The 24,855-nt window shown below is 60.7% G+C and carries 20 protein-coding genes and 2 pseudogenes; 13 read left to right on the forward strand and 9 right to left on the reverse strand.

Features of this window, described 5'->3' with window-relative positions:
- Window positions 1–101: 101 nt before the first annotated feature.
- Window positions 102–587 carry a YajQ family cyclic di-GMP-binding protein gene (locus ACLD1X_RS00635; RefSeq protein ID WP_007977344.1) on the reverse strand — a complete coding sequence of 162 codons (486 nt, stop codon included), beginning with the start codon at window positions 585–587 and terminating at the stop codon, window positions 102–104.
- A gap of 135 nt (window positions 588–722) precedes the next feature.
- On the opposite strand from ACLD1X_RS00635, the gene ACLD1X_RS00640 reads away from it, so the two are divergent.
- The 3 genes from ACLD1X_RS00640 to ACLD1X_RS00650 are packed head-to-tail and all read left to right on the forward strand — an operon-like array spanning window position 723 to window position 4,306.
- Window positions 723–1,640 carry a putative 2-dehydropantoate 2-reductase gene (locus tag ACLD1X_RS00640; protein ID WP_429365692.1) on the forward strand — a complete coding sequence of 306 codons (918 nt, stop codon included), beginning with the start codon at window positions 723–725 and terminating at the stop codon, window positions 1,638–1,640.
- Window positions 1,641–1,685: 45 nt separating this feature from the next.
- Window positions 1,686–3,722 (forward strand): ATP-binding protein, encoded by a 2,037-nt coding sequence (locus tag ACLD1X_RS00645; RefSeq protein WP_429365693.1) that lies wholly within the window; start codon window positions 1,686–1,688, stop codon window positions 3,720–3,722.
- 2 nt (window positions 3,723–3,724) lie between these two features.
- A complete protein-coding gene (locus ACLD1X_RS00650) occupies window positions 3,725–4,306 on the forward strand; it encodes a cob(I)yrinic acid a,c-diamide adenosyltransferase (protein WP_429365694.1) in 582 nt (193 codons plus the stop codon).
- Window positions 4,307–4,441: 135 nt separating this feature from the next.
- On the opposite strand, the gene ACLD1X_RS00655 is transcribed toward ACLD1X_RS00650, so the two are convergent.
- The 4 genes from ACLD1X_RS00655 to secA form a co-directional block, all read right to left on the reverse strand.
- Window positions 4,442–5,386 carry a Nudix family hydrolase gene (locus tag ACLD1X_RS00655; protein ID WP_429365695.1) on the reverse strand — a complete coding sequence of 315 codons (945 nt, stop codon included), beginning with the start codon at window positions 5,384–5,386 and terminating at the stop codon, window positions 4,442–4,444.
- Window positions 5,383–6,009, reverse strand: a complete 627-nt coding sequence (locus tag ACLD1X_RS00660; RefSeq protein ID WP_429365696.1) for a glutathione S-transferase family protein — start codon at window positions 6,007–6,009, stop codon at window positions 5,383–5,385. The genes ACLD1X_RS00655 and ACLD1X_RS00660 overlap by 4 nt, the downstream gene beginning before the upstream one ends.
- Window positions 6,010–6,171: 162 nt before the next feature.
- Window positions 6,172–7,389, reverse strand: coding sequence for a bifunctional glutamate N-acetyltransferase/amino-acid acetyltransferase ArgJ (gene argJ, locus ACLD1X_RS00665; RefSeq protein ID WP_413425951.1), 1,218 nt, complete (start codon window positions 7,387–7,389; stop codon window positions 6,172–6,174).
- 120 nt (window positions 7,390–7,509) lie between these two features.
- Window positions 7,510–10,245, reverse strand: a complete 2,736-nt coding sequence (gene secA, locus ACLD1X_RS00670; protein ID WP_429365697.1) for a preprotein translocase subunit SecA — start codon at window positions 10,243–10,245, stop codon at window positions 7,510–7,512.
- Window positions 10,246–10,551: 306 nt separating this feature from the next.
- On the opposite strand from secA, the gene ACLD1X_RS00675 reads away from it, so the two are divergent.
- The gene (locus tag ACLD1X_RS00675) at window positions 10,552–11,007 is read left to right on the forward strand and encodes a DUF721 domain-containing protein (protein ID WP_429365698.1); all 456 of its coding nucleotides are present in this window, start codon (window positions 10,552–10,554) and stop codon (window positions 11,005–11,007) included.
- Window positions 11,008–11,126: 119 nt separating this feature from the next.
- Here the strand turns inward: ACLD1X_RS00675 and ACLD1X_RS00680 are convergent, their stop codons facing one another.
- Entirely contained in the window at window positions 11,127–12,614 is a 1,488-nt protein-coding gene (locus ACLD1X_RS00680) for a helicase HerA-like domain-containing protein (protein WP_429365699.1), read from the reverse strand.
- Window positions 12,615–12,799: 185 nt separating this feature from the next.
- On the opposite strand from ACLD1X_RS00680, the pseudogene ACLD1X_RS00685 reads away from it, so the two are divergent.
- The 5 genes and pseudogenes from ACLD1X_RS00685 to ACLD1X_RS00705 form a co-directional block, all read left to right on the forward strand.
- Window positions 12,800–14,389, forward strand: a pseudogene (locus ACLD1X_RS00685) (methyl-accepting chemotaxis protein); the annotation flags it as partial.
- Window positions 14,389–15,069 (forward strand): annotated as a pseudogene (locus ACLD1X_RS00690) (methyl-accepting chemotaxis protein); the annotation flags it as partial. The pseudogenes ACLD1X_RS00685 and ACLD1X_RS00690, both read left to right, overlap by 1 nt.
- 140 nt (window positions 15,070–15,209) lie before the next feature.
- On the forward strand, window positions 15,210–16,322 hold the full coding sequence (locus tag ACLD1X_RS00695; protein ID WP_429365700.1) for a glycosyltransferase family 4 protein: 1,113 nt from the start codon (window positions 15,210–15,212) through the stop codon (window positions 16,320–16,322).
- On the forward strand, window positions 16,315–17,091 hold the full coding sequence (locus ACLD1X_RS00700; RefSeq protein WP_429365701.1) for a DUF2334 domain-containing protein: 777 nt from the start codon (window positions 16,315–16,317) through the stop codon (window positions 17,089–17,091). The genes ACLD1X_RS00695 and ACLD1X_RS00700 overlap by 8 nt, the downstream gene beginning before the upstream one ends.
- The gene (locus ACLD1X_RS00705; protein WP_429365702.1) at window positions 17,088–18,083 is read left to right on the forward strand and encodes a lysylphosphatidylglycerol synthase transmembrane domain-containing protein; all 996 of its coding nucleotides are present in this window, start codon (window positions 17,088–17,090) and stop codon (window positions 18,081–18,083) included. Before ACLD1X_RS00700 ends, ACLD1X_RS00705 begins: the two co-directional genes overlap by 4 nt.
- Here the strand turns inward: ACLD1X_RS00705 and ACLD1X_RS00710 are convergent.
- Window positions 18,070–18,246 carry a hypothetical protein gene (locus ACLD1X_RS00710; protein WP_181456678.1) on the reverse strand — a complete coding sequence of 59 codons (177 nt, stop codon included), beginning with the start codon at window positions 18,244–18,246 and terminating at the stop codon, window positions 18,070–18,072. The two genes, ACLD1X_RS00705 and ACLD1X_RS00710, sit on opposite strands and share 14 nt — an antisense overlap.
- An 86-nt stretch (window positions 18,247–18,332) precedes the next feature.
- Window positions 18,333–19,181: a formyltetrahydrofolate deformylase gene (gene purU, locus ACLD1X_RS00715; protein ID WP_429365703.1), complete on the reverse strand. Its 849-nt coding sequence runs from the start codon at window positions 19,179–19,181 to the stop codon at window positions 18,333–18,335.
- Window positions 19,182–19,517: 336 nt separating this feature from the next.
- Here purU and mvaT point away from each other — a divergent pair, with 336 nt between their 5' ends.
- On the forward strand, window positions 19,518–19,895 hold the full coding sequence (mvaT, locus tag ACLD1X_RS00720; RefSeq protein WP_007933316.1) for a histone-like nucleoid-structuring protein MvaT: 378 nt from the start codon (window positions 19,518–19,520) through the stop codon (window positions 19,893–19,895).
- 100 nt (window positions 19,896–19,995) lie between these two features.
- On the opposite strand, the gene sbcB is transcribed toward mvaT, so the two are convergent.
- Complete coding sequence (sbcB, locus tag ACLD1X_RS00725) at window positions 19,996–21,426, reverse strand: exodeoxyribonuclease I (RefSeq protein WP_429365704.1); 1,431 nt, start codon at window positions 21,424–21,426, stop codon at window positions 19,996–19,998.
- 197 nt (window positions 21,427–21,623) lie between these two features.
- Here sbcB and ACLD1X_RS00730 point away from each other — a divergent pair, with 197 nt between their 5' ends.
- Genes ACLD1X_RS00730 through ACLD1X_RS00740 form a run of 3 tightly spaced genes read left to right on the forward strand, consistent with a single transcriptional unit; the run spans window position 21,624 to window position 24,854 of the window.
- Complete coding sequence (locus ACLD1X_RS00730) at window positions 21,624–22,349, forward strand: RDD family protein (protein WP_429365705.1); 726 nt, start codon at window positions 21,624–21,626, stop codon at window positions 22,347–22,349.
- On the forward strand, window positions 22,346–23,323 hold the full coding sequence (locus ACLD1X_RS00735; protein WP_429365706.1) for a stage II sporulation protein M: 978 nt from the start codon (window positions 22,346–22,348) through the stop codon (window positions 23,321–23,323). The genes ACLD1X_RS00730 and ACLD1X_RS00735 overlap by 4 nt, the downstream gene beginning before the upstream one ends.
- Window positions 23,310–24,854 (forward strand): DUF4129 domain-containing protein, encoded by a 1,545-nt coding sequence (locus ACLD1X_RS00740; RefSeq protein ID WP_429365707.1) that lies wholly within the window; start codon window positions 23,310–23,312, stop codon window positions 24,852–24,854. The genes ACLD1X_RS00735 and ACLD1X_RS00740 overlap by 14 nt, the downstream gene beginning before the upstream one ends.
- The last annotated feature ends 1 nt before the right edge of the window (window position 24,855 follow it).

Raw genomic sequence — 24,855 nt, forward strand, 5'->3', positions numbered from 1 at the left:
AAAAAAAGCGGCAGAAAGATTGAACCGCGACGAGTTCAATCGTTTCTGCCGCTGTCTGGGCCTCCGACGTCGCAAACGCCAGGAGGTTCCCGCGTTCAAGATCAGTCGCGGAAGTTATTGAACTGCAGCGGCATACCGAATTCCTTGGCGCGCAGCACTGCAATGGCTTCTTGCAGGTCATCACGCTTTTTGCCGGTAATGCGAACCTGCTCGCCCTGAATGGCGGCCTGGACCTTGAGCTTGGCGTCTTTGACGTGAGCGACGATTTTCTTCGCCAGCTCCTTGTCGATGCCTTCCTTGAGGACGGCTTCCTGCTTCATCAACTTGCCCGAAGCGAACGCGTCCTTGACTTCAAGGCATTGCACGTCGATTTTGCGCTTGACCAGCGCCAGCTTGAGGATCTCAATCATCGCTTCGAGCTGGAAATCCGCCTCGGCGGTCAGGTTAACGGTCAGGTCCTTTTCCTTGAACTCGAAGCTGCCTTTGCCTTTCAGGTCATAACGACGATCGAGTTCCTTGACGGCGTTCTCGACCGCATTGGTGACTTCGTGTTTGTCCAGTTCGGATACCACGTCGAACGACGGCATGTAATCTCTCCAAAATTAAAGGCGCACTGATGGAGCACGCCTGGCTTGCGGTTAAAATCCGCGCTGATTATAACGGGTCTTTCCCATCATTCACTGCGAGCTGCCGATGCACGCCTTAAACAGAGCAAAAAGCTGATGTCTACCACCTGGCATGTTCTGGGCGCAGGCAGCCTCGGCACTTTATGGGCGACACGCCTGGCACGGGCCGGTGTGCCGGTCAGGCTGATCCTGCGGGACACCGCGAGGCTGCAGGCCTATGAGGCTGCCGGTGGTTTGACACTGGTGGAACACGGCGAGGCGCATCACTATGCCGTGCCCGCCGAGACAGCCGACAACAGCCAGCCGATCAACCGCCTGCTGGTGGCGTGCAAAGCCTACGATACCGAAGGTGCGGTGGCCCGACTGGCACCACGCCTGGCCCCCGGCGCCGAACTGATCCTGCTGCAAAATGGCCTGGGCAGTCAGGACGCGGTGGCTGCACAGGTTCCTCAGGCACGCTGCATCTATGCGTCGAGCACCGAAGGCGCCTTCCGCGATGGCGATTGGCGCGTGGTGTTTGCCGGGCATGGCTTCACCTGGCTGGGGGACGCGAGCCATCCGGTCGCGCCGATCTGGCTCGATGACCTGAGCACTGCCGGCATCCCCCATGAATGGAGCACCGAAATCCTGACCAGGCTGTGGCGCAAGCTCGCCCTCAACTGTGCGATCAATCCGCTGACGGTGCTGCACGATTGTCGCAACGGCGGTTTGCAGCAACATCACTGCGAAGTCGCCACCCTGTGCGGCGAACTGGTGGAGTTGCTTGAGCGTTGCGGTCAGCCGGCAGCGGCCGAAAACCTGCAGCAGGAGGTCGAACGAGTGATACACGCCACAGCCGCCAACTACTCCTCGATGCATCAGGACGTCACCAGCCAGCGCCGCACAGAAATCAGCTACCTGCTGGGTTACGCCTGTAAAGTTGCCGGGCGCCATCAACTGAACCTGCCTCATCTCAATCAGCTTGAGTCAAGGCTGATTGCCCGCCTGCAAAGCCTTGGATTGCCCAGCGACTGAGCAGCGGCTACGCTGGCAACCTGTTCCTTTTTTGCGATGAATCCGATGCCATTGCGCCAGCGCCTCGAAAACCTGCCCGTCGGCCAGAAACTGCTGGCCGCCCTGCTGGTACTGATGGTCACCGTCCTGCTGGTTGCCAACCTGACCTTTATCAGCGCCGCCTACTACATTTCCCAGGAAAGCATGGCACCCCAGGCCCTGCAGACCATCGGCCGGCTGGTATCCAACCCGAGCCTGGCCTCCGAGGCCCTGGAGTCACCACAAAGCGCCGAGCGCCTGCTACAGGAACTCAACAGCTACTCACCACTGCGCGCGGCAGTCCTGTATGACGGCAAGGGCGAGCAACTGGCGCAATTGCAGCATGGCGACAGCCTGGAGTTGCCGAAACGTTTCCGGCATATCGAAGACTGGCAGGCCACCGAGTTTCGCACCAATCAAGTCATCACCCTGCCCCGCCCCGGCGCGGCACCAGGTCATCTGCTGTTGGTGGCCACGAGTGAACTGCCAGTGGCGTTCTACACCGGGACCCTGACGGCCAGCCTGGGCATACTGATCTTCAGCGTGCTGCTGTGGCTGATCATCGCCCGCCAGATCAAGCGCCTGATTACCCGGCCGATCCACCAGCTCGAAGAGTTGTCCCGCCAGGTAACCCGTGAAGAAAACTACGCATTGCGCGCTTCGCGAGGCAACCACGATGAAATCGGCAGCCTCGCCGAGGCGTTCAACACCATGCTCTCGCGAATAGAAGCCAGGGAGCAGCAACTCAAGCGGGCTCGGGACGACTCCCAGGCCGCCTACGACCAGGCCCAAGGCCTGGCCGAGGAAACCCGCCACACCAACCGCAAGCTGGAGCTCGAAGTCCAGGTGCGCAGCAAGATCGAGAAAAAGCTCACGGGCTTTCAGAACTACCTCAACAGCATCATCGACTCCATGCCGTCGGCGCTGATCGCCCTCGACGAACAGCTCTACGTGACGCAATGGAACCAGGAAGCCAGCGCCCTGTCCGGCACTCGCCTCGATGAAGCCCTGAACCAGCCCATCTTCCTTGCTTTCGAGCCGCTCAAGCCGTTCTTGCCGCAACTCAAGCAAACGGTCGAGCAACATACAGTGGCCAAAATCGAACGTGTCACCTGGCTCAAGGACGATGACCCCCGCCACTACGCCCTGACGTTCTATCCGTTGATGGGCGGCGCCGGGCGTGGCGTGGTGATCCGGATCGACGACATCACCCAGCGCCTGTCCCTGGAAGAGATGATGGTGCAGTCGGAGAAAATGCTTTCGGTCGGGGGGCTTGCCGCCGGCATGGCCCACGAGATCAACAACCCGCTGGGTGCGATCCTGCACAACGTGCAGAACATTCGGCGACGCCTGTCCCCCGATCTGCCGAAGAACCTTGAAGTGGCCGAACAGGCCGGCATCGAACTGGCGACGGTCAATCAGTACCTGCAAATCCGCGAAGTGCCACAGTTGCTCGACGGCATCCAGCAGGCCGGTGCCCGGGCCGCCAAAATCGTCACCCACATGCTCAGTTTCAGCCGTCGCAGCACCCGGCAAATGGCCCCCTGCGATCTGCCCGCGCTGATCGACCAGGCGGTGGAGATCGCCGGTAACGATTTCGACCTGGCGATCGGCTTCGACTTCAAGGGCCAGGCCATCGTTCGTCAGTTCGATCCGGCGCTGGGACCGGTCCCCGGCACCGCCAACGAACTGGAGCAAGTACTGCTCAACCTGTTGAAAAACGCCGCGCAAGCCATTCACCAACGCGAAGACGACAGCGAGCCGGGACGGATCATCCTGCGCACCAGGCTGAATCCGCCGTGGGCGGAAATCCAGGTCGAAGACAACGGCATCGGCATGAGCGAAAACGTGCGCAAACGGACTTTCGAGCCGTTCTTCACCACCAAGGAAATCGGCCAGGGCACCGGACTTGGGCTGTCGGTGTCGTACTTCATCATCACCAATAACCACAAGGGGCAGATGGAAGTGCAATCGACCCTGGGCCAAGGCACTTGCTTCACCTTGCGCCTGCCCCTGGCGAGTACGCCGCCTGTCTCGCAAGAACTCAATCTGCTATCGAGGTAACCATGGGCTTTCGTTTGTCGAAGATTTACACCCGCACCGGCGACAAAGGCGAGACCGGGCTGGGCGATGGCCGTCGAGTCCCCAAGGATCACCCGCGGATCGAGGCCATTGGCGAAGTCGATACACTGAACAGTCAGGTCGGCGTGTTGCTGGCCGGGTTGGCGGCGCAGACGCATGACTTTGCAGGTTTGCAGGAAATGATCGATGTGTTGGCGCCCTGCCAGCACCGCTTGTTCGACCTCGGTGGCGAACTGGCAATGCCGGTGTACCAGGCATTGAACGCAGCGGAAATCGAACGCCTGGAAGCGGCGATCGATGTGTGGAATGAAGAGTTGGGGCCGCTGGAAAACTTCATCCTGCCCGGTGGTTCGACGCTGATTGCCCAGGCCCATGTCTGCCGCAGCCTGGCACGCAGCGCAGAGCGACGCTGTCAGCAACTCAATGCGATTGAGCCATTGGCCGGGGTTGGCCTGGCGTACATCAATCGGTTGTCGGATTTGTTGTTTGTTGCCGCGCGGTTGATTGCCAAGCGACAGGGCGTGGCGGAGATTCTTTGGCAACCTGCGGCGAAACCTGAGGTTTAGTCGGTGGCTGTCAGGCCGCCTTCGCGGGCAAGCCCGCTCCCACAGTGTTCGAGGTGAAACACAGACTGCGTGAACACCAACAATCCTTGTGGGAGCGGGCTTGCCCGCGAAGGGGCCAGTAGGCTCGCTAGAGAATCAACTCTCAGGCCAAAACGCCCGAATCCCCGCCACCCCCTGCGCACCCGCCGCCCGGGCTTTCTCGACCTGCGCCGGGCCAACCCCACCGAGCAGGAACACCGGCTTGCTGAACCCCTCGATCAGGCTCGACGCCTGTTCCCAACCCAACGGTTCGGCGCCAGGGTGAGTCAGGGTAGGTTGAACCGGCGACAGGGTCACGAAATCCACCCCCATCTGTTCGGCCAGTGCCAGCTCTTCAGCGTTATGGCACGAGGCCGCCAGCCAGCGCGATGCCGGTAGCGGGCGCCCGGCCGCTGCGTATTTGCGCAGCTGTGCCGAGGTAATATGCCAACCCGCGGCCGGGAAGTCGCCCAGCCATTCGAACGGCCCCTTGATCATCAATTGCGCCTTGCCGGCACACAAACCCACCGCATCAACAGCCAGGTCGCGATATTTCGGGTCGTAACCGTTCGGTGCACGCAACTGGATAAGCTTGATGCCGCCGGCAATGGCCTTCTGAATACCGCGCAGCAACGCTGGAGTTTCCAGGTCTTCCGGGGTGATCAGGTACTGAGCGGGTAATTTCGCAGCCGCGACGATCGGCTGATTGGCCGCCGGGAACTCGTAATTCGACAAATCACGCGGTGCGACCCAGGCCAGTGGTTGCCCCTCGGCACCGTGGGGCTCGCCGGTAAACGCCGAGACTTCCCAGACATCCAGCAACACCTGCTTGTCCGGGTAATCGTGGCGAATCCTGATCAGCGGGCGCGCCGCGCCGACCACGATACCCAGTTCTTCATGGAGTTCGCGGGCCAGTGCGGTTTCGACCGACTCGTCGGCCTCGACCTTGCCCCCGGGAAACTCCCACAGGCCACCCTGGTGCTGTGAGTCAGCACGTCGGGCAATCAGGATCTGGCCACTGCCATCGCGGATGACGGCAGCGGCGACATGAACTCGTTTCACCTTTGCAACTCCTCCAGTCCGGCCTTCTGCCAGGCCTTGAACGCCGGCCATTGGTAGAGGGTCTCGACATAGGCTTCGTCTGTGGCAGACAGTTTCACCTGATAAGTGCGCAAGCGCACGGCAATCGGTGCAAAGAACACATCCGCCAGACTGATACGGCCAAACAGGTACGGCCCGGTTTCCGTCGCGGCAGCCCGGCACTCGGCCCACAGTGCCGACATGCGTTCGATGTCGGCCTGAACGTCAGCCGGAACCGGCGACAACGGGGCGTCATGGCTCAGGTCAAACGGCATGTTGCCGCGCATGGCGAAAAATCCGCTGTGCATTTGCGCACACGCCGAGCGAGCCTGGGCACGAGCGGCGATGTCCTTTGGCCAGAGCCCCGGGAACCGTTCTGCCAGGTATTCGGCAATCGCCAGGGAGTCGGCGATGGTGCCGTGTTCGGTTTTCAGCAGCGGGACCTTGCCCGTCGGCGAATGCTTGAGCAGACGCTCGCGGGTGTCCGGCTGGTTCAGCTTGATCAGTTCTTCGGTGTAGGCCGCGCCGGTCAGATCCAGCGCCAGGGCGCCGCGCAGGGACCAGGAAGAAAGCAGTTTGTCGCCGATGATCAGGTGCAGGCTCATGTTCGGGACCTTTTGATGAGGTGGACAGGCCAAAATCTGTAGCGTCTGGTCATCCGTCATCGCGGGCAAGCCCGCTCCCACAGTGACTGCGCTGAACACAACATTTGTGCACGCCACTGAGCCTGTGGGAGCGGGCTTGCCCGCGATCGGATCGACTCGGTCTTACGTACGGTACTCGGCGTTGATCTTCACGTATTCGTGGGACAGGTCGGTGGTCCAGATGGTTTCGCTGCAATCGCCACGACCCAACTCGATACGGATGGTGATTTCTTCCTGCTGCATCACCGCCGCGCCCTGGGCTTCGGTGTAGGTAGCCGCGCGCGCGCCACGGCTGGCAATGCACACTTCACCGAGGAATACGTCGATCTTGCTCACGTCCAGGTCCGGAACGCCGGCACGGCCAACAGCGGCCAGGATACGGCCCCAGTTCGGGTCGGAAGCAAACAGTGCGGTCTTGATCAGCGGCGAGTGAGCCACGGTGTAGCCGACGTCCAGGCACTCCTGGTGATTGCCGCCGCCGTTGACTTCAACGGTGACGAACTTGGTCGCGCCCTCGCCATCGCGAACGATGGCCTGGGCCACGTCCATGCACACTTCGAACACCGCCTGCTTCAATTTGGCGAACAACTCGCCTTCGGCGCGGGTGATTTCCGGCAACGCGGCCTGGCCCGTGGCGATCAGCATGCAGCAGTCGTTGGTCGACGTATCACCATCGATGGTGATGCGGTTGAACGACTTGTTGGCGCCATCGAGCATCAGGTTTTGCAATACGTCGCGGGAAACCTTGGCGTCAGTGGCAATGTAGCCGAGCATGGTCGCCATGTTCGGGCGAATCATGCCGGCGCCTTTGCTGATGCCGGTCACGGTGACGGTCACACCGTCGTGCTGGAACTGACGGCTGGCACCCTTTGGCAGGGTGTCGGTGGTCATGATGCCGGTGGCGGCAGCTTCCCAGTTGTGGATCGACAGATCGTCCAGGGCGGCTTGCAGTGCACCTTCGATCTTTTCCACAGGCAGCGGCTCGCCGATCACACCGGTGGAGTACGGCAGCACCTGGCTGGCATCGACACCGGTCAGTTCAGCCAGTTTGGCGCAGGTGCGCTCGGCGGCGGCCAGGCCAGGCTCGCCCGTGCCGGCGTTGGCATTGCCAGTGTTGGTCAGCAGGTAACGCACAGGGCCTTGCACGCGTTGCTTGGCCAGGATCACCGGTGCGGCGCAAAAGGCGTTCAAGGTGAACACGCCGGCAACCGTGGAGCCTTCAACACAGCGCATGACCACAACATCCTTGCGCCCCGGGCGCTTGATGCCGGCCGAGGCGATACCGAGTTCAAAACCGGCAACCGGGTGCAACGTTGGCAAAGGACCAAGACCAACAGCCATGAATGCGCTCCTTTAAAAATGATGTCAGCACCGCTCAAGGGAAACGGTGGTTCGAATGGTAAAACGCCGCGACGGCAGAAGCCGGTCGCGGCGCGGGTATTTCAGCGTTTGAAACGGGTTTTACTGAATCTGCCCGTGGCAATGCTTGAACTTCTTGCCCGAACCGCAGTAGCACAGTTCGTTGCGACCCAGCTTCTGCTCGTTGCGAACCGGTGCGGCAGCGAGAGCAACGTCAATCTCCTCGCCCAACACTTCCGGTTGCTCCAGGCCTGGAGCCTCTTCATGCAGGAACTGCATGCGAGCGGCCAATGCCTCGGCTTCCTGGCGCAGGCGCTGCTCCTCTTCGATCGGGTCTTCGCGGCGAACCTGAACGTGGGACAACACACGGATCGAATCGCGCTTGATCGAATCCAGCAACTCGGAGAACAGGGTGAAGGACTCGCGCTTGTATTCCTGCTTCGGGTTCTTCTGGGCATAACCACGCAAGTGGATACCGTGACGCAGGTGGTCCATCGTCGACAGGTGGTCTTTCCACAGGTCGTCCAGAACGCGCAGAACGATTTGCTTCTCGAAGGAGCGCAGCGCTTCGGCGCCCGCCTGGTCTTCTTTCTCGTTGTACGCCGCGACGAGCTCGTTCATGAGCTTCTCGCGCAGGGTTTCTTCGTACAGGTGATCGTCTTCGTCGAGCCATTGCTGGATCGGCAGCGTCACACCGAAATCGCTCTGCAGCGCCGCTTCCAGACCCGCCACGTCCCACTGCTCAGGCAGCGATTGCGGAGGAATGTGGGCGCTGACGGTGGCGTTGAGCACGTCCTGACGGAAGTCGGCGATGGTCTCGCCGATGTTGTCGGCGGCCAGCAACGTGTTACGCATGTGATAGATCACTTTACGCTGTTCGTTGTTGACGTCGTCGAACTCGAGCAGTTGCTTGCGAATGTCGAAGTTACGGCCTTCAACCTTGCGCTGGGCCTTTTCGATGGCGTTGGTCACCATGCGGTGCTCGATCGCTTCGCCAGGCTGCATGCCCAGGGCCTTCATGAAGTTCTTCACCCGGTCAGAGGCGAAGATGCGCATCAGGCTGTCTTCCAGCGACAGGTAGAAGCGGCTGGAACCGGCGTCGCCCTGACGACCGGCACGACCACGCAACTGGTTGTCGATACGGCGCGATTCGTGACGCTCGGACGCAATCACCTGCAAACCGCCCGATTCGAGCACTTGCTGGTGACGCTTCTGCCAGTCGGCCTTGATCTGGGCAATCTGCTCAGGAGTCGGGTTTTCCAGGGAAGCCACTTCCACTTCCCAGTTACCGCCCAACAGGATGTCGGTACCACGACCGGCCATGTTGGTGGCGATGGTCAGTGCGCCAGGGCGACCGGCCTGGGCAATGATCTCGGCTTCCTTTTCGTGGAACTTGGCGTTCAGAACCTTGTGTTCGATGCCTTCCTTCACGAGCAGGCTGGACATGTGCTCGGAGGTTTCGATGGTGGCAGTACCCACCAGCACCGGACGACCGGCGGCCATGCTTTCCTTGATGTCGGCCACGATTGCCGCGTATTTCTCGTCGGCAGTCAGGAACACCAGGTCGTTGTAGTCTTTACGGGCCAGCGGCTTGTTCGGCGGAATCACCATGACCTGCAGGCCATAGATCTGGTGGAACTCGAACGCTTCGGTGTCGGCCGTACCGGTCATGCCGGACAGTTTGTTGTACAGACGGAAGTAGTTCTGGAAGGTGGTCGACGCCAGCGTCTGGCTTTCGGCCTGGATGTTCAGGTTTTCCTTGGCTTCGATGGCCTGGTGCAGGCCTTCGGACAGACGGCGGCCCGGCATGGTACGGCCGGTGTGCTCGTCGACCAGTACGACCTGACCGTCCTGCACGATGTATTCGACGTTGCGATGGAACAGCTTGTGCGCGCGCAGGCCGGCGTAGACGTGAGTCAGCAGGCTCAGGTTATGCGCCGAGTACAGGCTCTCGCCTTCGGCCAGCAGGCCGATGCCGGTCAGCGTTTCCTCGACGTACTGGTGACCTGCTTCGTTGAGTTCGACCTGGCGGGTCTTCTCGTCGATGGTGTAGTGACCGGCCTGGGTCACTTCGCCTTCGACTTCCTCGACGTGCAGCTTCAGCTGCGGGATCAGTTTGTTGACCTCGATGTACAGCTTGGAGCTGTCCTCGGCCTGACCGGAGATGATCAGCGGCGTACGGGCTTCGTCGATGAGGATGGAGTCGACTTCGTCGATCACGGCAAAATTGAGTTCGCGCTGGAATTTTTCTTCCATGCTGAACGCCATGTTGTCGCGCAGGTAATCGAAACCGAATTCGTTGTTGGTGCCGTAGGTAATGTCGGCGGCGTAGGCAGCGCGCTTCTCTTCCGGCGGCTGGAACGGCGTGACAACGCCGACCGTCAGGCCGAGGAATTCATACAGCGGGCGCATCCAGTTGGCGTCACGGCGGGCCAGGTAGTCGTTCACCGTCACAACGTGCACGCCGTTGCCGGACAGCGCATTGAGGTAAACACCCAGTGTTGCCACCAGGGTCTTGCCTTCACCGGTACGCATTTCCGCGATCATGCCTTCATGCAAGGTCATGCCGCCGATCAGCTGGACATCGAAGTGACGCATGCCCATGACACGCTTGCCGGCTTCGCGGGCGACCGCAAAGGCTTCTGGCAGCAGCTTGTCGAGGGATTCCCCTTTGGCGATGCGGGCCTTGAACTCGCTGGTCTTGGCACGCAATTGATCGTCCGAAAGGGCCACCATTTGCTCTTCGAAGGCATTGACGAGTTGCACCGTCTTGAGCATGCGTTTGACTTCACGCTCGTTCTTGCTTCCAAAAAGTTTCTTTAACAAAGGCGCAAACATATCGGCAGGATCTTCCACACTAAAGGGATGGAGGGCGGCCCCGTGAGTCGCCCGTGCAGCCCTCATGGCCGCATGCGAACGAGCATTCTACCCGGAAACGAAGGAGAGGAAAGTGGCGATATTCCACGATGCTGGCACTGCGCTTTGACGGGGCTCACTTAAAATAGGGGCGTTTTGCTCAACTTCAAGCCGTTCAAGGCAGAAGTTAGTTGTTGATTTAATGGGTAAAGCGTCCACAAAAGCAAGGGCGGGTGCATTCGGTGCTTTCTGCTACCATGGTGCCTCTGTTACTTCAGGTGTCTGATCATGGCATTTCGCCCACTTACGGCCAAAGTACCTGCCGTTCTACTACGCGAAGCCAAGCCGCTGAAAGCCATTCTCGGCCACGCTCAACGCCTGGGTCATCTGCAACGTTTGCTCGAAAGCCAATTGCAGCCCGCCGCTCGCGAACATTGCCACGTGGCGTCCTGGCGCGAAGGCAGTTTGTTGCTGATTGTCACCGACGGCCATTGGGCAACCCGCCTGCGTTACCAGCAAAAGCGTCTGCAGCGGCAATTGCAGATGTTTGACGAGTTCAACAATCTCACGCGAATCCTGTTCAAGGTGCAGCCACCTACCGTTCAGCGGGGCGCCGCCGGGCACACCATGGATCTGTCGGACGATGCCGCCGCGACCATACAGGCCACGGCTGATGGCATCAGTGATCCGAACCTGCGGGCAGCGCTGGAGCGACTGGCGGCGCACGCCAAAACCAGAACCTGACATAGGCCCCATGTGGGAGCGAGCCTGCTCGCGAAGGCGGCGTAACATTCAGCAATGATGTTGCCTGACACACCGATTCGCGAGCAGGCTCGCTCCCACATTGACGGTGTTCGCTCAAGTTAGCGGCGTTTACTGCCGCCCAGCAACGACCCCATCAACCCGCGCACCAGCTGTCGCCCAAGCTGATTGGCCGCCTGGCGCATTGCCGATTTCAGCGCCTGGCCGGCCGCCGTGCCAAGGAACTCCCCGGCCTGCTCGGTGAAACTCGGTTCTTCAGCGGCCGGTTTGCCCGGCGCCGCTTCAGGATCCGGTGCCAGCCCCTTGCGCCCCATCAGCACCTCATAGGCCGATTCACGGTCAATCGGCTTGTCATAACGCCCCTGCAACGGCGAAGCGGCAATCAGCGCCGTACGCTCGGCGCCGGTCAAAGGCCCGATCCGCGATTGCGGCGGCGCTACCAGCACCCGCTGGACCATTTCCGGCGTGCCTTTTTCCTGCAGGGTGCCGACCAGCGCTTCGCCGATCCCGAGTTCGGTCAACACCGACAACGTATCGAACGCCGGATTCGGCCGGAAACCTTCGGCTACCGCGCGCAGGGACTTCTGCTCCTTGGCGGTGAACGCACGCAAGCCGTGCTGGATGCGCAAGCCCAGCTGAGCCAGCACGTCATCCGGCAGGTCACCCGGCGACTGGGTAACGAAATACACGCCCACGCCTTTCGAACGAATCAGCCTCACGACTTGTTCCAGACGATCACGCAATGCCTGCGGCGTACCGCTGAACAACAAGTGGGCCTCGTCGAAGAACAGCGCCAGCAACGGTTTGTCGGCATCGCCACGCTCAGGCAGTTGCTCGAACAGTTCGGCCAGCAGCCACAGCAGGAACGTCGCGTAGACTTTCGGCGCTTCATGCACCAGACGACTGGCATCGAGCAGATGAATGCGCCCGCGGCCATCCGCGGTGGGCTGGAGGATGTCTTCGAGTTGCAGCGCCGGCTCGCCGAACAAGGCTTCGGCGCCCTGTTGCTCCAGGGTCGCCAGGCGCCGCAGCAACGCCTGGCTGGAACCGGTGGTCATCAATGCCGCATCGTCGCCGAGCAACTGGGGGTTGTCCCGCAGGTGGTTGAGCAACGCCTTCAGATCCTTGAGATCGAGCAGCAACAAGCCTTCGCGGTCGGCTACCTTGAACGCGGCGTACAGCGCCGACTGCTGGCTGTCGGTCAGTTCCAGCAGGCTGCCCAACAGCAGCGGGCCCATTTCACTCAAGGTTGTGCGTAAAGGATGACCGGACTGACCGTGTACGTCCCACAACGTCACCGGATAAGCCTGAGGCTTGTGGTTGAGCCACGGCATCCCGGCAATCCGCTCGGCGATCTTGCCCTGTGGGTTGCCGGCGGCGCCGAGGCCGCAAAGGTCACCCTTGATGTCGGCGGCGAACACCGCCACGCCGGCATCGCTGAAGGCTTCGGCCATGCGTTGCAAAGTGACGGTCTTGCCGGTGCCGGTCGCGCCCGCGATCAAACCGTGGCGGTTGGCCAGGCGCATGGCCTGGGCGATCGGCTGCCCCGCAAGGTCAGCACCGATAACGAGTTGCAATGAGTCAGGCATTTGTTCACCCATGGTTAATCTTTAATCAGGGTCGGCCGATAGACATAACGACAGACCAGTCTGACAACTCGGTCGGATATTTCCCTAAGGACAGACGGAAATTTCACCTTTTACCCATGCCCTGCCGTGTGCACCTGTAAAGACACGCCTCGAGCATATAAGAGACCTTAGCGGAACCCCAAGCCATGAACAAAAATCTGCGCTTCAGTCATAAAATCCTGCTTGCCGCCGCCCTCATCGTTATTGCCGCCTTCGCCTCGTTCACGCTGTACAACGATTATTTGCAGCGCAATGCCATTCGCGAAAACCTGGACAACTACCTGCAGGAAATGGGCAGGGTCACTGCCAACAACATTCAGACCTGGTTGGGCGGGCGCAGCCTGTTGATAGAAAACCTGGCACAAACCGTCGCACTCAACCCCGAGGCGGGCAACGTATCCAGCCTGCTGGTGCAAAAAGCCGTGACGTCGACCTTCATGGGTGCCTACCTGGGCAGCAAGGACGGCTCTTTCATCATTCGCCCGGACAGCAAGATGCCCGACGGCTATGACCCTCGTGCGCGCCCTTGGTACAAAAGCGCCCAAGGCTCCAGCGGTTCGGCATTGACTGAACCCTATGTGGACCTGGCCTCCGGCCAACTGGTGATTTCCATCGTCAATAGCGTGATCAAGGATGGACAGAACATCGGTGTCGTCGGTGGCGACCTGAGCCTGCAAGTGATCGCCGACAGCCTCAATGCGCTGGACTTCAATGGCATGGGCTACGCCTTCCTGGTCAGCGCCGATGGCAAGATCCTCGTGCATCCCGACAAAGCGCTGGCGATGAAGACGCTCAAGGACGTCTACCCGCAAGATACCCCCGCGATCAGCAGCGACATGAGTGAAATCCAGGTCGACGGCAAAACCCGCATCGTGACCTTCACCCCGATCAAAGGCCTGTCGTCGGTCAACTGGTACATCGGCCTGTCGGTGGATAAGGACAAGGCCTTCTCGATGCTCAGCCAGTTCCGCACCTCGGCGGTCATCGCGACCATCATCGCCGTGGCCATCATCATTGCCCTGCTCGGCATGCTGATTCGCATCCTGATTCAGCCATTGCACGTCATGACCCGGGCCATGGCCGACATCGCCGACGGCGAAGGCGACCTGACCAAGCGCCTGACCATCGTCAACAACGATGAATTCGGCAGCCTCGCCACCGCGTTCAACCGTTTTGTGGAGCGTATCCACGGCTCGATCCGCGAAGTGTCCTCGGCCACCGGCCAGGTCAACGAGGTGGCACTGCGCGTGGTAGCGGCTTCCAACTCGTCGATGTTCAACTCCGACCAGCAAGCCTCGCGCACCAGCAGCGTGGCAGCGGCAATCAACCAGCTCGGCGCCGCCGCCCAGGAAATCGCGCGCAACGCCGCTCAAGCGTCGAGCCAGGCCAGCGATGCACGCAGCCTGGCCGAAGACGGCCAGCAAGTGGTGGATCGCAGCATTGTCGCGATGAATCAGCTGTCGACCATGCTCAGCGCTTCGAGCACCAATATCGAATCGTTGAACAGCAAAACGGTGAACATCGGGCAGATCCTCGAAGTGATCACCAGCATTTCCCAGCAAACCAACCTGCTGGCGCTCAACGCCGCCATCGAAGCTGCACGCGCCGGTGAAGCCGGTCGTGGTTTTGCCGTGGTGGCGGACGAGGTGCGCAATCTGGCACACCGCACGCAGGAATCGGCGCAGCAAGTGCAGAAGATGATCGAGGAACTGCAAGTCGGCGCACGGGAGTCGGTCNGCGCAACGCCGCTCAAGCGTCGAGCCAGGCCAGCGATGCACGCAGCCTGGCCGAAGACGGCCAGCAAGTGGTGGATCGCAGCATTGTCGCGATGAATCAGCTGTCGACCATGCTCAGCGCTTCGAGCACCAATATCGAATCGTTGAACAGCAAAACGGTGAACATCGGGCAGATCCTCGAAGTGATCACCAGCATTTCCCAGCAAACCAACCTGCTGGCGCTCAACGCCGCCATCGAAGCTGCACGCGCCGGTGAAGCCGGTCGTGGTTTTGCCGTGGTGGCGGACGAGGTGCGCAATCTGGCACACCGCACGCAGGAATCGGCGCAGCAAGTGCAGAAGATGATCGAGGAACTGCAAGTCGGCGCACGGGAGTCGGTCAGCACCATGAGCGACAGCCAGCGCCACAGCCAGGACAGCGTGGAAATCGCCAACCTGGCGGGCGAACGCCTCAACAGCGTGACGCTGCGTATCGGTGAAATCGACGGCATGAACCAGTCGGTCGCAACCGCCACTGAAGAGCAGACTGCCGTGGTGGAGTCGATCAACGTCGACATCACCGAGATCAACACGCTGAACCAGGAAGGTGTGGAAAACCTGCAATCGACATTGCGCGCATGCTCGGACCTTGAGCAGCAGGCGGCGCGGTTGAAGCAGTTGGTGGGCAGTTTCCGTATCTGATGCAGTAACCCCATGTGGCGAGGGAGCTTGCTCCCTCGCCACAACAGCCTTCATCCAGCGCCCTATAACAAACCCCAACCGAACATCTATCCTTCATATAGGTCAACCAAGGGAGTACCGGAACTGGAGGACCGCTCATCGTGCATATCGCTGACATCACCATGTTCTATGCCCCAGCCAGCGGTGGCGTGCGTACTTATCTGGATGCGAAGCACCGTCGCCTGGGCATCAAGCCGGGGATTCGCCACAGCTTGCTGATCCCAGGATCCACCTTGAGCGAGCAGGATGGCATCTTCACCGTTCCTGCCCCCGCCCTGCCCTTCGGCAAAGGCTATCGCTTCCCTCTGCGTCTCGCGCCCTGGCGCCATGTCCTGCAAGACTTGCAACCCGATCTGATCGAGGTCGGCGATCCCTATCTCACCGCATGGGCGGCGCTGGATGCGCGGCGCCAGCTCGACGTGCCGGTCATCGGCTTTTATCACTCGGACCTGCCACTATTGGTGCGCAACCGCATGGGCAACTGGGTGACCAACAACGTCGAGGCCTATGTCAGCAAGCTCTACGGCAACTTCGACCGGGTCCTGGCGCCCAGCCGGGTCATGGCCGACAAACTTGCCGGGCTTGGGGTCCGGAATGTCTTCGTGCAGCCGCTCGGTGTCGACCTGCAAACCTTCAATCCCCAAGCCAGGGACCCCGGGCTGCGGGCCGGGTTGGGCCTGGACGAAAACACCCGGTTGCTGATCTTCGCCGGGCGCGGTTCCAAGGAAAAAAACCTGGCGGTGCTGCTCGACTGCATGAAACGCTTGGGCCGACGCTACCACCTGCTGCTGGTGGGCTCGTCGATGCCCGCTGCCGTGCCGTCCAACGTGACGGTGATCGACCATTTCTTACCAGCGGCGCAAGTGGCCAGGCTGATGGCCAGCGCCGACGCATTGCTGCATGCCGGCGATCAGGAAACCTTCGGCCTGGTCATTCTCGAGGCCATGGCCAGCGGCATACCGGTGGTAGCCGTGGCAGCCGGGGCTTTCGAGGAGATCATCACCGAGGACTGCGGCCGCCTCTGCGCACCGAACAATCCTGTCGCGATGGCCAGTGCCGTTCGAGAGTTGTTCGGGTCGGGCAACAGGACGCTGGGCAAACAGGCACGGTTGCATGTCGAACGGCATTACGCCTGGGACACGGTGGTCAACAGCCTGCTGTGCCACTACCACGCCGTGCTCGATAACCAATGGCCGCTGACCGCCAATGGTTGAGCCCATGAACAGACCCGGCTTGCTACTGGTGCTGCACGACGTGGCGCCACCGACCTGGGCCGATTACCAGCCGTTCGTCAAAGCCGTCGACGCTTTGGGGGACGTGCCGATCACCTGGCTGGTGGTACCGGACTTCCACAAGCACAACGATCTGGAGGCTCACCCGCAATTCTGCCGCCAACTCAGCGCCAGGATTGCCCGCGGCGACGAACTGGCACTGCATGGCTACTTCCACTGTGATGACGGACCGATGAGCGGCAATCCACGCGACTGGTTCATGCGGCGGGTCTACACCCACGAAGGCGAGTTCTACCGCTTGCCAGCAGAAACCGCCCTCGCCCGCCTGCGTTCGGGCATCGAGATGTTCCACCGCCATGACTGGCCGCTGGCGGGGTTCGTCGCCCCTGCCTGGCTGATGAGCCAGGGCACTCGCCAGGCATTGCGCCAATTGCCTTTGAGTTACACCAGCGACTCGCAGCATTTATACCGGTTGCCGGATTTCACCGCGATCGAGGCACCCGGGCTGGTCTGGAGTGCGCGCAGCGCCTGGCGCCGAGGCCTATCGAAGCTCGTCAGCGACCGCCGTGAACAGCACTGGCAGCAGGCCCCGGTCATTCGCCTGGGCCTGCACCCGGTGGACATGCGCCATGAGTTTTCGCGCCAATACTGGCTACAAACCCTGGAACGCCAGCTCGACAACGGACGCATTCCGATGACCAAGGCCCGGTGGCTGCTCCTGCAAAACGACAGACCGGGTCGTGCCGCATGAGTCGCGGACTGCTGTTGCTGGTCGGCCTGCTCGCGGCGGTGCTGATTCCAACACTGTTGGGCGGCAGCGAAACCTGGTCCAGGCTGAGCGGTTTTCCACTGCCGTGGCTGTTGATCATGTTCGCCATGATCCTGCTGTGCTGGGGCGTGAACACCCTGCGTCTACGCCTGTTGCTGGGGGATCAACGCGACAGGGTCAGCTGGCTCAGGAGCCTCGGCGTGGTGATGGCCGCCGAATTTGCCTACTGCGCCACACCCGGCGGCAGCGGTGGGCCCCTGACGATCATGGCCTTGCTGGCACGTCACGGTGTGCGTCCGGCCAGGGGCAGTGCAGTGTTTGCCATGGACCAGTTGAGTGACTTGCTGTTTTTCCTCTGCGCCCTGAGCGGGATTCTGATTTACGCCCTGTTCCAGCACCTGAGCCAGCGCATGGAGTGGATGCTGACGGTCAGCGCCGTTTCGCTGTTCGGCGGCCTGCTCTGTTGCGCCATGGTGGCGCGCTACCACCGTTTGTTGATTCGCCTGGGTGGCCGATGGCTCGCCCGACTGAATGTCAAGGCAACCACCCGAATGCGCTGGGCGCGCAAGCTCCTGCAGTTTCTGGCAGCGTTTACCGACACGCTGAAATTGCCCGTGCAGACCCTGATCAAGGTATTCGCCCTGACCTGCGTGCATTGGGTACTGCGCTACAGCGTGCTTTATCTGGCGTTGCGCGGGCTCGGCGCGGACTTGCAGTGGGTCTGGAGCTTTCTGATCCAGATGTTGGCCCTGAGCGCCGGACAATTGAGCCTGCTGCCGGGTGGAGCCGGGGCGGCCGAGCTGACGTCCGCTGCGCTGCTGGCGCCCATGGTCGGGAAGTCCACGGCAGCGGCGGCGATTCTGATTTGGCGGGCGGTGACGTATTACTTCTACTTGCTGGTCGGTGGGCCGGTGTTTTTGCTGATGCTGGGCAGGCCGCTGCTGCTGAAGCTGATGAAACTCAGGCAGGCTTAGGCTTGTCCTCTGGTTCTTGCTGCAACTGTTCCCACAACTGTGCGGCGTCAGGGAACTCCGTTCCGGTTTCAGGCCCCATGTCATCCGGGTCGTAGCGGCTCAGGCAGCCCTCACCCAGCGTGGCGGGGGCCTTGGATGTGGCTTTGTCCAGTGGATCGGTCATGGTTTTGTCCTCGGTGCAGAAACGGCGAAGGGCCTGAAGCGATTGAACGCCCAGGCCCTTCGAATTTCAACTGTTCCGCAGGTCTGTCAGAAGACGACAGTTTTGTTGCCGTGTACCAGCACACGATCTTCCAGGTGATAGCGCAGGCCACGGGCCAGCACCATTTTTTCGACATCACGGCCGAAACGCACCATGTCTTCGATGCTGTCGCTGTGGCTGACACGCACCACGTCCTGCTCGATGATCGGGCCGGCATCCAGTTCTTCGGTCACATAGTGGCAGGTCGCACCGATCAGCTTCACGCCACGCAGGGAGGCCTGGTGGTATGGCTTGGCGCCGACGAACGACGGCAGGAAGCTGTGGTGAATGTTGATGACCTTGTGTGCGTATTCGCTGCACAACTCCGGCGGCAGGATTTGCATGTAACGGGCAAGCACCACCACTTCGGCATCGTGCTGTTTGACCAGGCGCGAAACCTCGGCGAAGGCCGGTTGCTTGTCCTGCGGATTGACCGGGACGTGGTAGTACGGAATACCGTGCCATTCCACCATGCTGCGCAAATCGTCATGGTTGGAAATCACACAGGAAATTTCGCAGTCCAGTTCATCGCTGTGCCAGCGGTGCAGCAAGTCGGCCAGGCAGTGCGACTCGCGGCTGGCCATCAGCACCACGCGTTTCCTTTGCTCGGTATCGGTGATGCGCCAGTCCATCGAGAACTCTTCGGCGATCGGGGCAAAGGCTTCGCGAAACGCTTCGATACCAAATGGCAGGGAGTCGGCACGGATTTCGTGACGCATGAAGAACCAGCCACTGAGATTGTCCGAGTGATGGCTCGCTTCAGTGATCCAGCCGTTGTGTGATGCCAGAAAGTTACTGACTTTGGCAACGATGCCAACACGGTCCGGGCAAGAAATCACCAGACGAAAAGTGCGCATGAGGGGGAAACTCCAGAACTTCGCAAAGGCCGCCATTCTAGCGATTGCGCAGCAAAACTGCAGTATTGTTGACGTTTTGCCCTGCCCGAAGGGCGTTGCGCCAAGGTGGACAGCGCCCGTGCAGGCTCACCCGGATGCTCTGGCAGTGCCAGTCATTTGTTAATTTATGTATATCTGACAGACCTGGACCACACTAATAACTGCATTAGCAATGTGCGCCAAAGACACGGCAATTAAATTAAATAAAGTTGACTCAAATGTTTACTTGGTGAAACACCGTGACTATTATTGCCGCACTGTCACCTGCCATCCAGCGCACAACATAAGGTAGTCCACATGTCCTTGATCAACGAATATCGCGCCACCGAAGAAGCTATCAAAGAGCTGCAAGCCCGTTTGAAGAACCTGTCCCAAGACGACAAACTGCAAACCGAGCTGGAATTCGAAGGCAAACTGCGCACCCTGATGGGTGAATACTCCAAGTCCCTGCGTGACATCATCGCGCTGCTGGACCCAGAATCCAAAACCAAGGCTCCACGTGGCGGTGCTGTGAAAACTACCGGCACCAAGCGTGCTCGCAAAGTTAAACAATACAAAAACCCGCACAACGGTGAAGTCATCGAAACCAAAGGTGGCAACCACAAGACTCTGAAAGAGTGGAAAGCCAAGTGGGGCGGTGACGTGGTGGAAGGCTGGGCTACCCTGCTGGGCTAAGCCTCAGAGCTTGTCGCAGACGGATCCGTGACAAAGAAAAAACGCCAGCAAACGCTGGCGTTTTTTTTTGCGCGGCATTTAAGCCCTCGCATGTTCGAATTCAAAGACCCAAACGCTGGCGTAGTCCCTGCACATAATCCTGCCACTCACAGAGCACCTCCTGCTGAAACGGAGTAGCACTAACGCTCAATTGGGCCGCGGCCTCTGCAAAACTTTGAAGGGTATTTGGCGCCCCCCACTCGGGATCTGACAAACGTTTCTGACAGAATATTCGCCAACGTTCTTGCTCTTCGGAATTCAACGTGTCGGGAAAGTTGCGTGCGCGATATCGAAACAGCATTTCCGGCAAACGCTCATCATCGAAAGGCCACTGCTCTTGTGCCAATTGCATCGGGTCAACGGTTCTGACTTGTTCACACAATCGCCGATCCCGATCACCGATAAATCCATCGTATAACTGTTGCTCGGGATCCTGGCTCTGGGAAAAATCTTCGCGGGCATAAATTGCCAGAATTTTATCCTGCCAAACTTTCCGGGCGTCATTGAGCTGCAACACCCGCTGCTGATACAGCGCCATATCCAGCCCCAGACGCTGCTGGTCTTCCTGGCGAAGTACCGACAAGGGTGCCACTACCGGGCACTTGTTGATGTGGATCAGCTTCAACGGCACCGGTAACTCGCCTTCGGCCAATTCGTCGCGGCGGGTATACAGGCGCTGGCGCAAGCTTTCGGCATCCAGGTCAAGCAGACCCTGGGGATCGAGGTGCAGGTCACAGACAATCAGGGCATTCTTGTTGCGCGGGTGCCAGGCCAGCGGCAATACCACGCCCACATAGCTGCGCGCGGCAGAAAACCGCCCGGAAACATGCACCAGCGGTTGCAGCAGGCGTATCTGGTCCATGACTTTTTGCTTGCTGCGCAATTGAAACAGCCAGTCGTACAGCTTTGGCTGTTTTTCCCGTATCAGGCGCGCCAGGGCGATCGTTGCGCGAACGTCCGACAGCGCTTCGTGGGCATTGCCATGGTCGATGCCATTGGCCGCGGTCAGGCGTTCAAGCTTGAGCGTGACCCGCCCCTCGTCGTCCGTCGGCCAGACCATGCCATCGGGGCGCAAGGCATAGGCGGCGCGTACCACATCGATCAGGTCCCAGCGGCTGTTGCCACCCTGCCACTCCCGCGCATAAGGGTCGAAGAAGTTTCGGTACAGGCTGTAGCGGGTCATCTCGTCGTCAAAACGCAAGGTGTTATACCCCGCACCACAGGTACCGGGTGCCGCGAGCTGGGCATGCACCCGGGTCATGAAGTCGGCTTCGCTCAAGCCTTGCGCCTGCAGTTGCCCGGGGGTGATACCCGTGATCGCGCAGGCAGCCGGATGCGGCAGGATGTCGTCGCTGGTCTGGCTGTATAGATTGACCGGCTCGTCGATTTCATTGAGATCGAAGTCAGTGCGCAGGCCGGCCATTTGCAACGGACGGTCGCAACGGGGATTGATGCCAGTGGTTTCGTAGTCGTACCAGAAGATGGAGGTCACGGGCGATTCCTGAACAGAAGATCGGCAAAGTCTAGGCGTTCACCTCCCACCCCGACCAGTAGTCTTGTGATTCAAACACCTTGCGCGACTTACCGTGCAATACATAGTTATGCCGTTTGTACCCCGCACCCCTCGCATAGGCTGCTAGCATCGAATGGATACACAATCCCGATCCAGGCCACATCATCAGGTTGCCCATGCTCGAGACCACAGCACTGCCACGGAATGCGCAGCTGTCACCACCGGTGGATACGCGGTACCAGGTCGAAACGCCGGAGGGCGTCGACCTGCCGCTGCGCCCCGCCGGGTTGATGGTCCGTGCGCTGGCATTCTCCATCGATCTTGGTTTGCGCGGCCTGCTCCTGGGCGTGCTGTTCATTGCACTGGCGATGCTCGGCAAACTGGGCGCCGGACTCGGCTCGATCCTGCTGTTCGTAGTGAACTGGTGGTACATGGTGCTGTTCGAGGTGCTGAACCAGGGTCGCTCGCCGGGCAAGCAATGGATGGGACTACGGGTGGTGCACGACGATGGCACTCCGGTCGGCTGGTCCGCGTCGCTGCTGCGCAACCTGCTGCGCGTGGTCGACCTGTTGCCGTTCGGTTACTTTCTCGGGGCCATCAGTTGCCTGCAGCATCCCCACTTCAAGCGCCTGGGCGATATCGCCGCCGGGACCCTGGTGATCTACCGCGAACAGCCGCACACCCGCCCCGAACTCCCCGAAGCCCAGCCCCGCCGTCCGGCCTTTGCCCTGACACTCACCGAGCAACGAGCCATTCTCGGGTTTGCCGAACGCCAGGGCGAACTCTCCCAGGCGCGGGCCGATGAACTGGCTGCGATCCTCGCCCAACCGTTGCAAATCCCGGCGCAGCAGGCGGTGACCGAGCTCAACGGCATCGCCCGCGGCTTGTTGGGGCCGACATGAAGCAAAGCCTTTTTGAAAACCGGCACAAGGCCGAATGGGAGCAATTCGCTCACCTGCTAGAGCAATTGGAGCACGGCAGGCAAGCTACCGGGGCCGACAATTTCCCCAGGGACTACCGACGTCTCTGCCAGCACCTGGCACTGGCCAGGGAGCGCGGCTACAGCAGTTTTCTGATCGACGCCTTGCAGCAACAAGTGCTGCGCGGACACCAACAACTCTACCGTCACCGCAGCCATCCGGGCGCCAGCGTGCTGGCATTCATCCTGGCCGACTTTCCGCGACTGGTGCGTGAACAGTGGCGTTTCGTCCTCGCCGCCAGCCTGATGTTCTTTGTCAGCCTGGCTGGTTTCGCATTGCTGGTGTACCTGTACCCGGACCTGGTCTACAACCTGATCCCCGCCGAGCAGGTCAGCGAGATGCAAAGCATGTACGACCCCGTTGCCGGTCACCTCGGGCGCACGGCGCAACGAGCCGCCAGCGAGGACTGGGCGATGTTCGGCTACTACATCATGCACAATATCGGCATTGCCTTTCAGACCTTCGCCAGTGGTCTGCTGCTGGGTTTGGGCAGTGTGTTCTTCCTGATCTTCAACGGCCTGATGATCGGTGCGGTGGCCGGGCACCTGACCTACGTCGGCTACGGGCAAACCTTCTGGTCATTCGTGATCGGCCATGGCGCCTTCGAACTCAGCGCCATCGCCCTGGCCGGTGCCGCCGGCCTGAAGCTGGGCTGGGCGCTGGTCGCCCCGGGGTGTCTGCCACGCGCAGAGGCCTTGCGCCTGGCTGCGCGCAAGAGCGTGCTGCTGATCTGCGGGGTCATGCTGTTTCTGTTGATTGCCGCGTTTATCGAAGCCTACTGGTCATCCATGACCGGCCCGTCGCACCAGACCAAGTACCTGGTGGGCGCCGCGCTCTGGTTGCTGGTGATGGTTTATCTCGTGTTTGCCGGACGTCGCCGCCATGCGCCTGAGTGATGCCACGGTGGTGATTCGCCCGCGTCCGACCTGGGAAGCCATGGACCTCGGCGTACTCCTGAGCCAGCGCCACCGACGCCTGTTGATGACCAGTTGGGCCTTGGTCACCTTGCCCGTTTTCGCGCTGCTCAGTTGGGGACTCTGGGATTCGCCCTCACTCGCCGTGTTGATTTTCTGGTGGTTGAAGCCGGCGTTCGAACGCTTGCCCTTGTACATTCTGTCCAAAGCCATGTTCGATGAAACGCCCACGCTCAAACAGGCCCTGCAGCAATGGCCACGCCTGCTCAAACCGCAGTTGCTGGCCAGCCTGACCTGGCGACGCCTGAGTCTGCACCGCAGTTTCGTGATGCCGGTGGCGCAACTCGAGGGCCTCGATGGGCAGCAACGGCAACAGCGACTGCAGGTGCTGTTGCAGCGAGATGCCGGCGCTGCACGCTGGTTGACGATCATCGGCGCGCACCTGGAGGGCGCGTTGTGGATCGGCTTGATGGTGTTGTTCTATCTGCTGCTGCCACAGCAGGTCGCGCTCGACTGGAGCTGGCAATCGCTGATCTCTGTGGCCACCCAGGACTGGCGTTGGCTGGAGCATCTGACCAATGCCTTCTATGCGCTGGTGCTGGTGGTCTGGGAACCGGTCTACGTCGCCTGCGGTTTCAGCCTTTACCTGAACCGGCGCACCCTGCTGGAGGCCTGGGATATCGAACTGGTGTTCCGCCGAATGCGCCAACGCCTCACCAGCGCAGCCGCTGCCTTGTTGATCGCCGTGATCTTGCTGATGCCGACCTCACACAGCGTGTGGGCCGCCGAACCGGACCGTTCACCCGACAGCCCGCGCTTGCTGGGCCAGCCCCTGACCAGCCAGGCCTCCAGGGACAGCATCAAGACGATCCTCGAACAGCCGCCCTTCAAGAACCGGGAAACGGTAACGCGCTACCGCTTTGGCGAAGATCAGCCAAGCGCTGAAGCTCCGGGCGACAACAAGACTCCGCAATGGTTGAAGGCCCTGCTGAAGCTGCTTGAGGGGCAGCAGTTCGGGGCATTGGCGAGCCTGATTGAAATCGTGCTGTGGGGCGCCGTCATCGGGGCCGTCGGCCTGTTGATCTGGCGCTATCGCGACTGGTCGCAAGCGTTCGTCAGCCGACGAGCGAGCCTCGACAAAAAAGCCACGCGGCCGCTTCCGCAGCAGGCATTCGGCCTGGACCTCAAGCCCGAGTCCCTGCCTGCCGACATCGCCAGCAGCGCTGAAAGTCTCTGGCAGACCCAGCCACGCGAAGCGCTCGGCTTGCTTTATCGCGCCCTGCTCAGCCGCCTGATGCACGATTTCAGCATCACCCTCAAAGCCGCCGATACCGAAGGCCAGGTACTTCGGCGTGTCGAGCGGCTACAGCGACCGGCCCTGCTGGCGTACAGCAAGGATCTCACCGGGCACTGGCAAAACATGGCCTACGGTCATCGCCTGCCACCGGCCCAGGTGCAGCAGGAACTGTGTAACGGCTGGCGTATTCTGTTCGGCTCGGAGGCTGTCCGTTGAG

This window comes from Pseudomonas sp. 18173, from assembly GCF_050432945.1.
Classification (GTDB): Bacteria; Pseudomonadota; Gammaproteobacteria; order Pseudomonadales; family Pseudomonadaceae; genus Aquipseudomonas.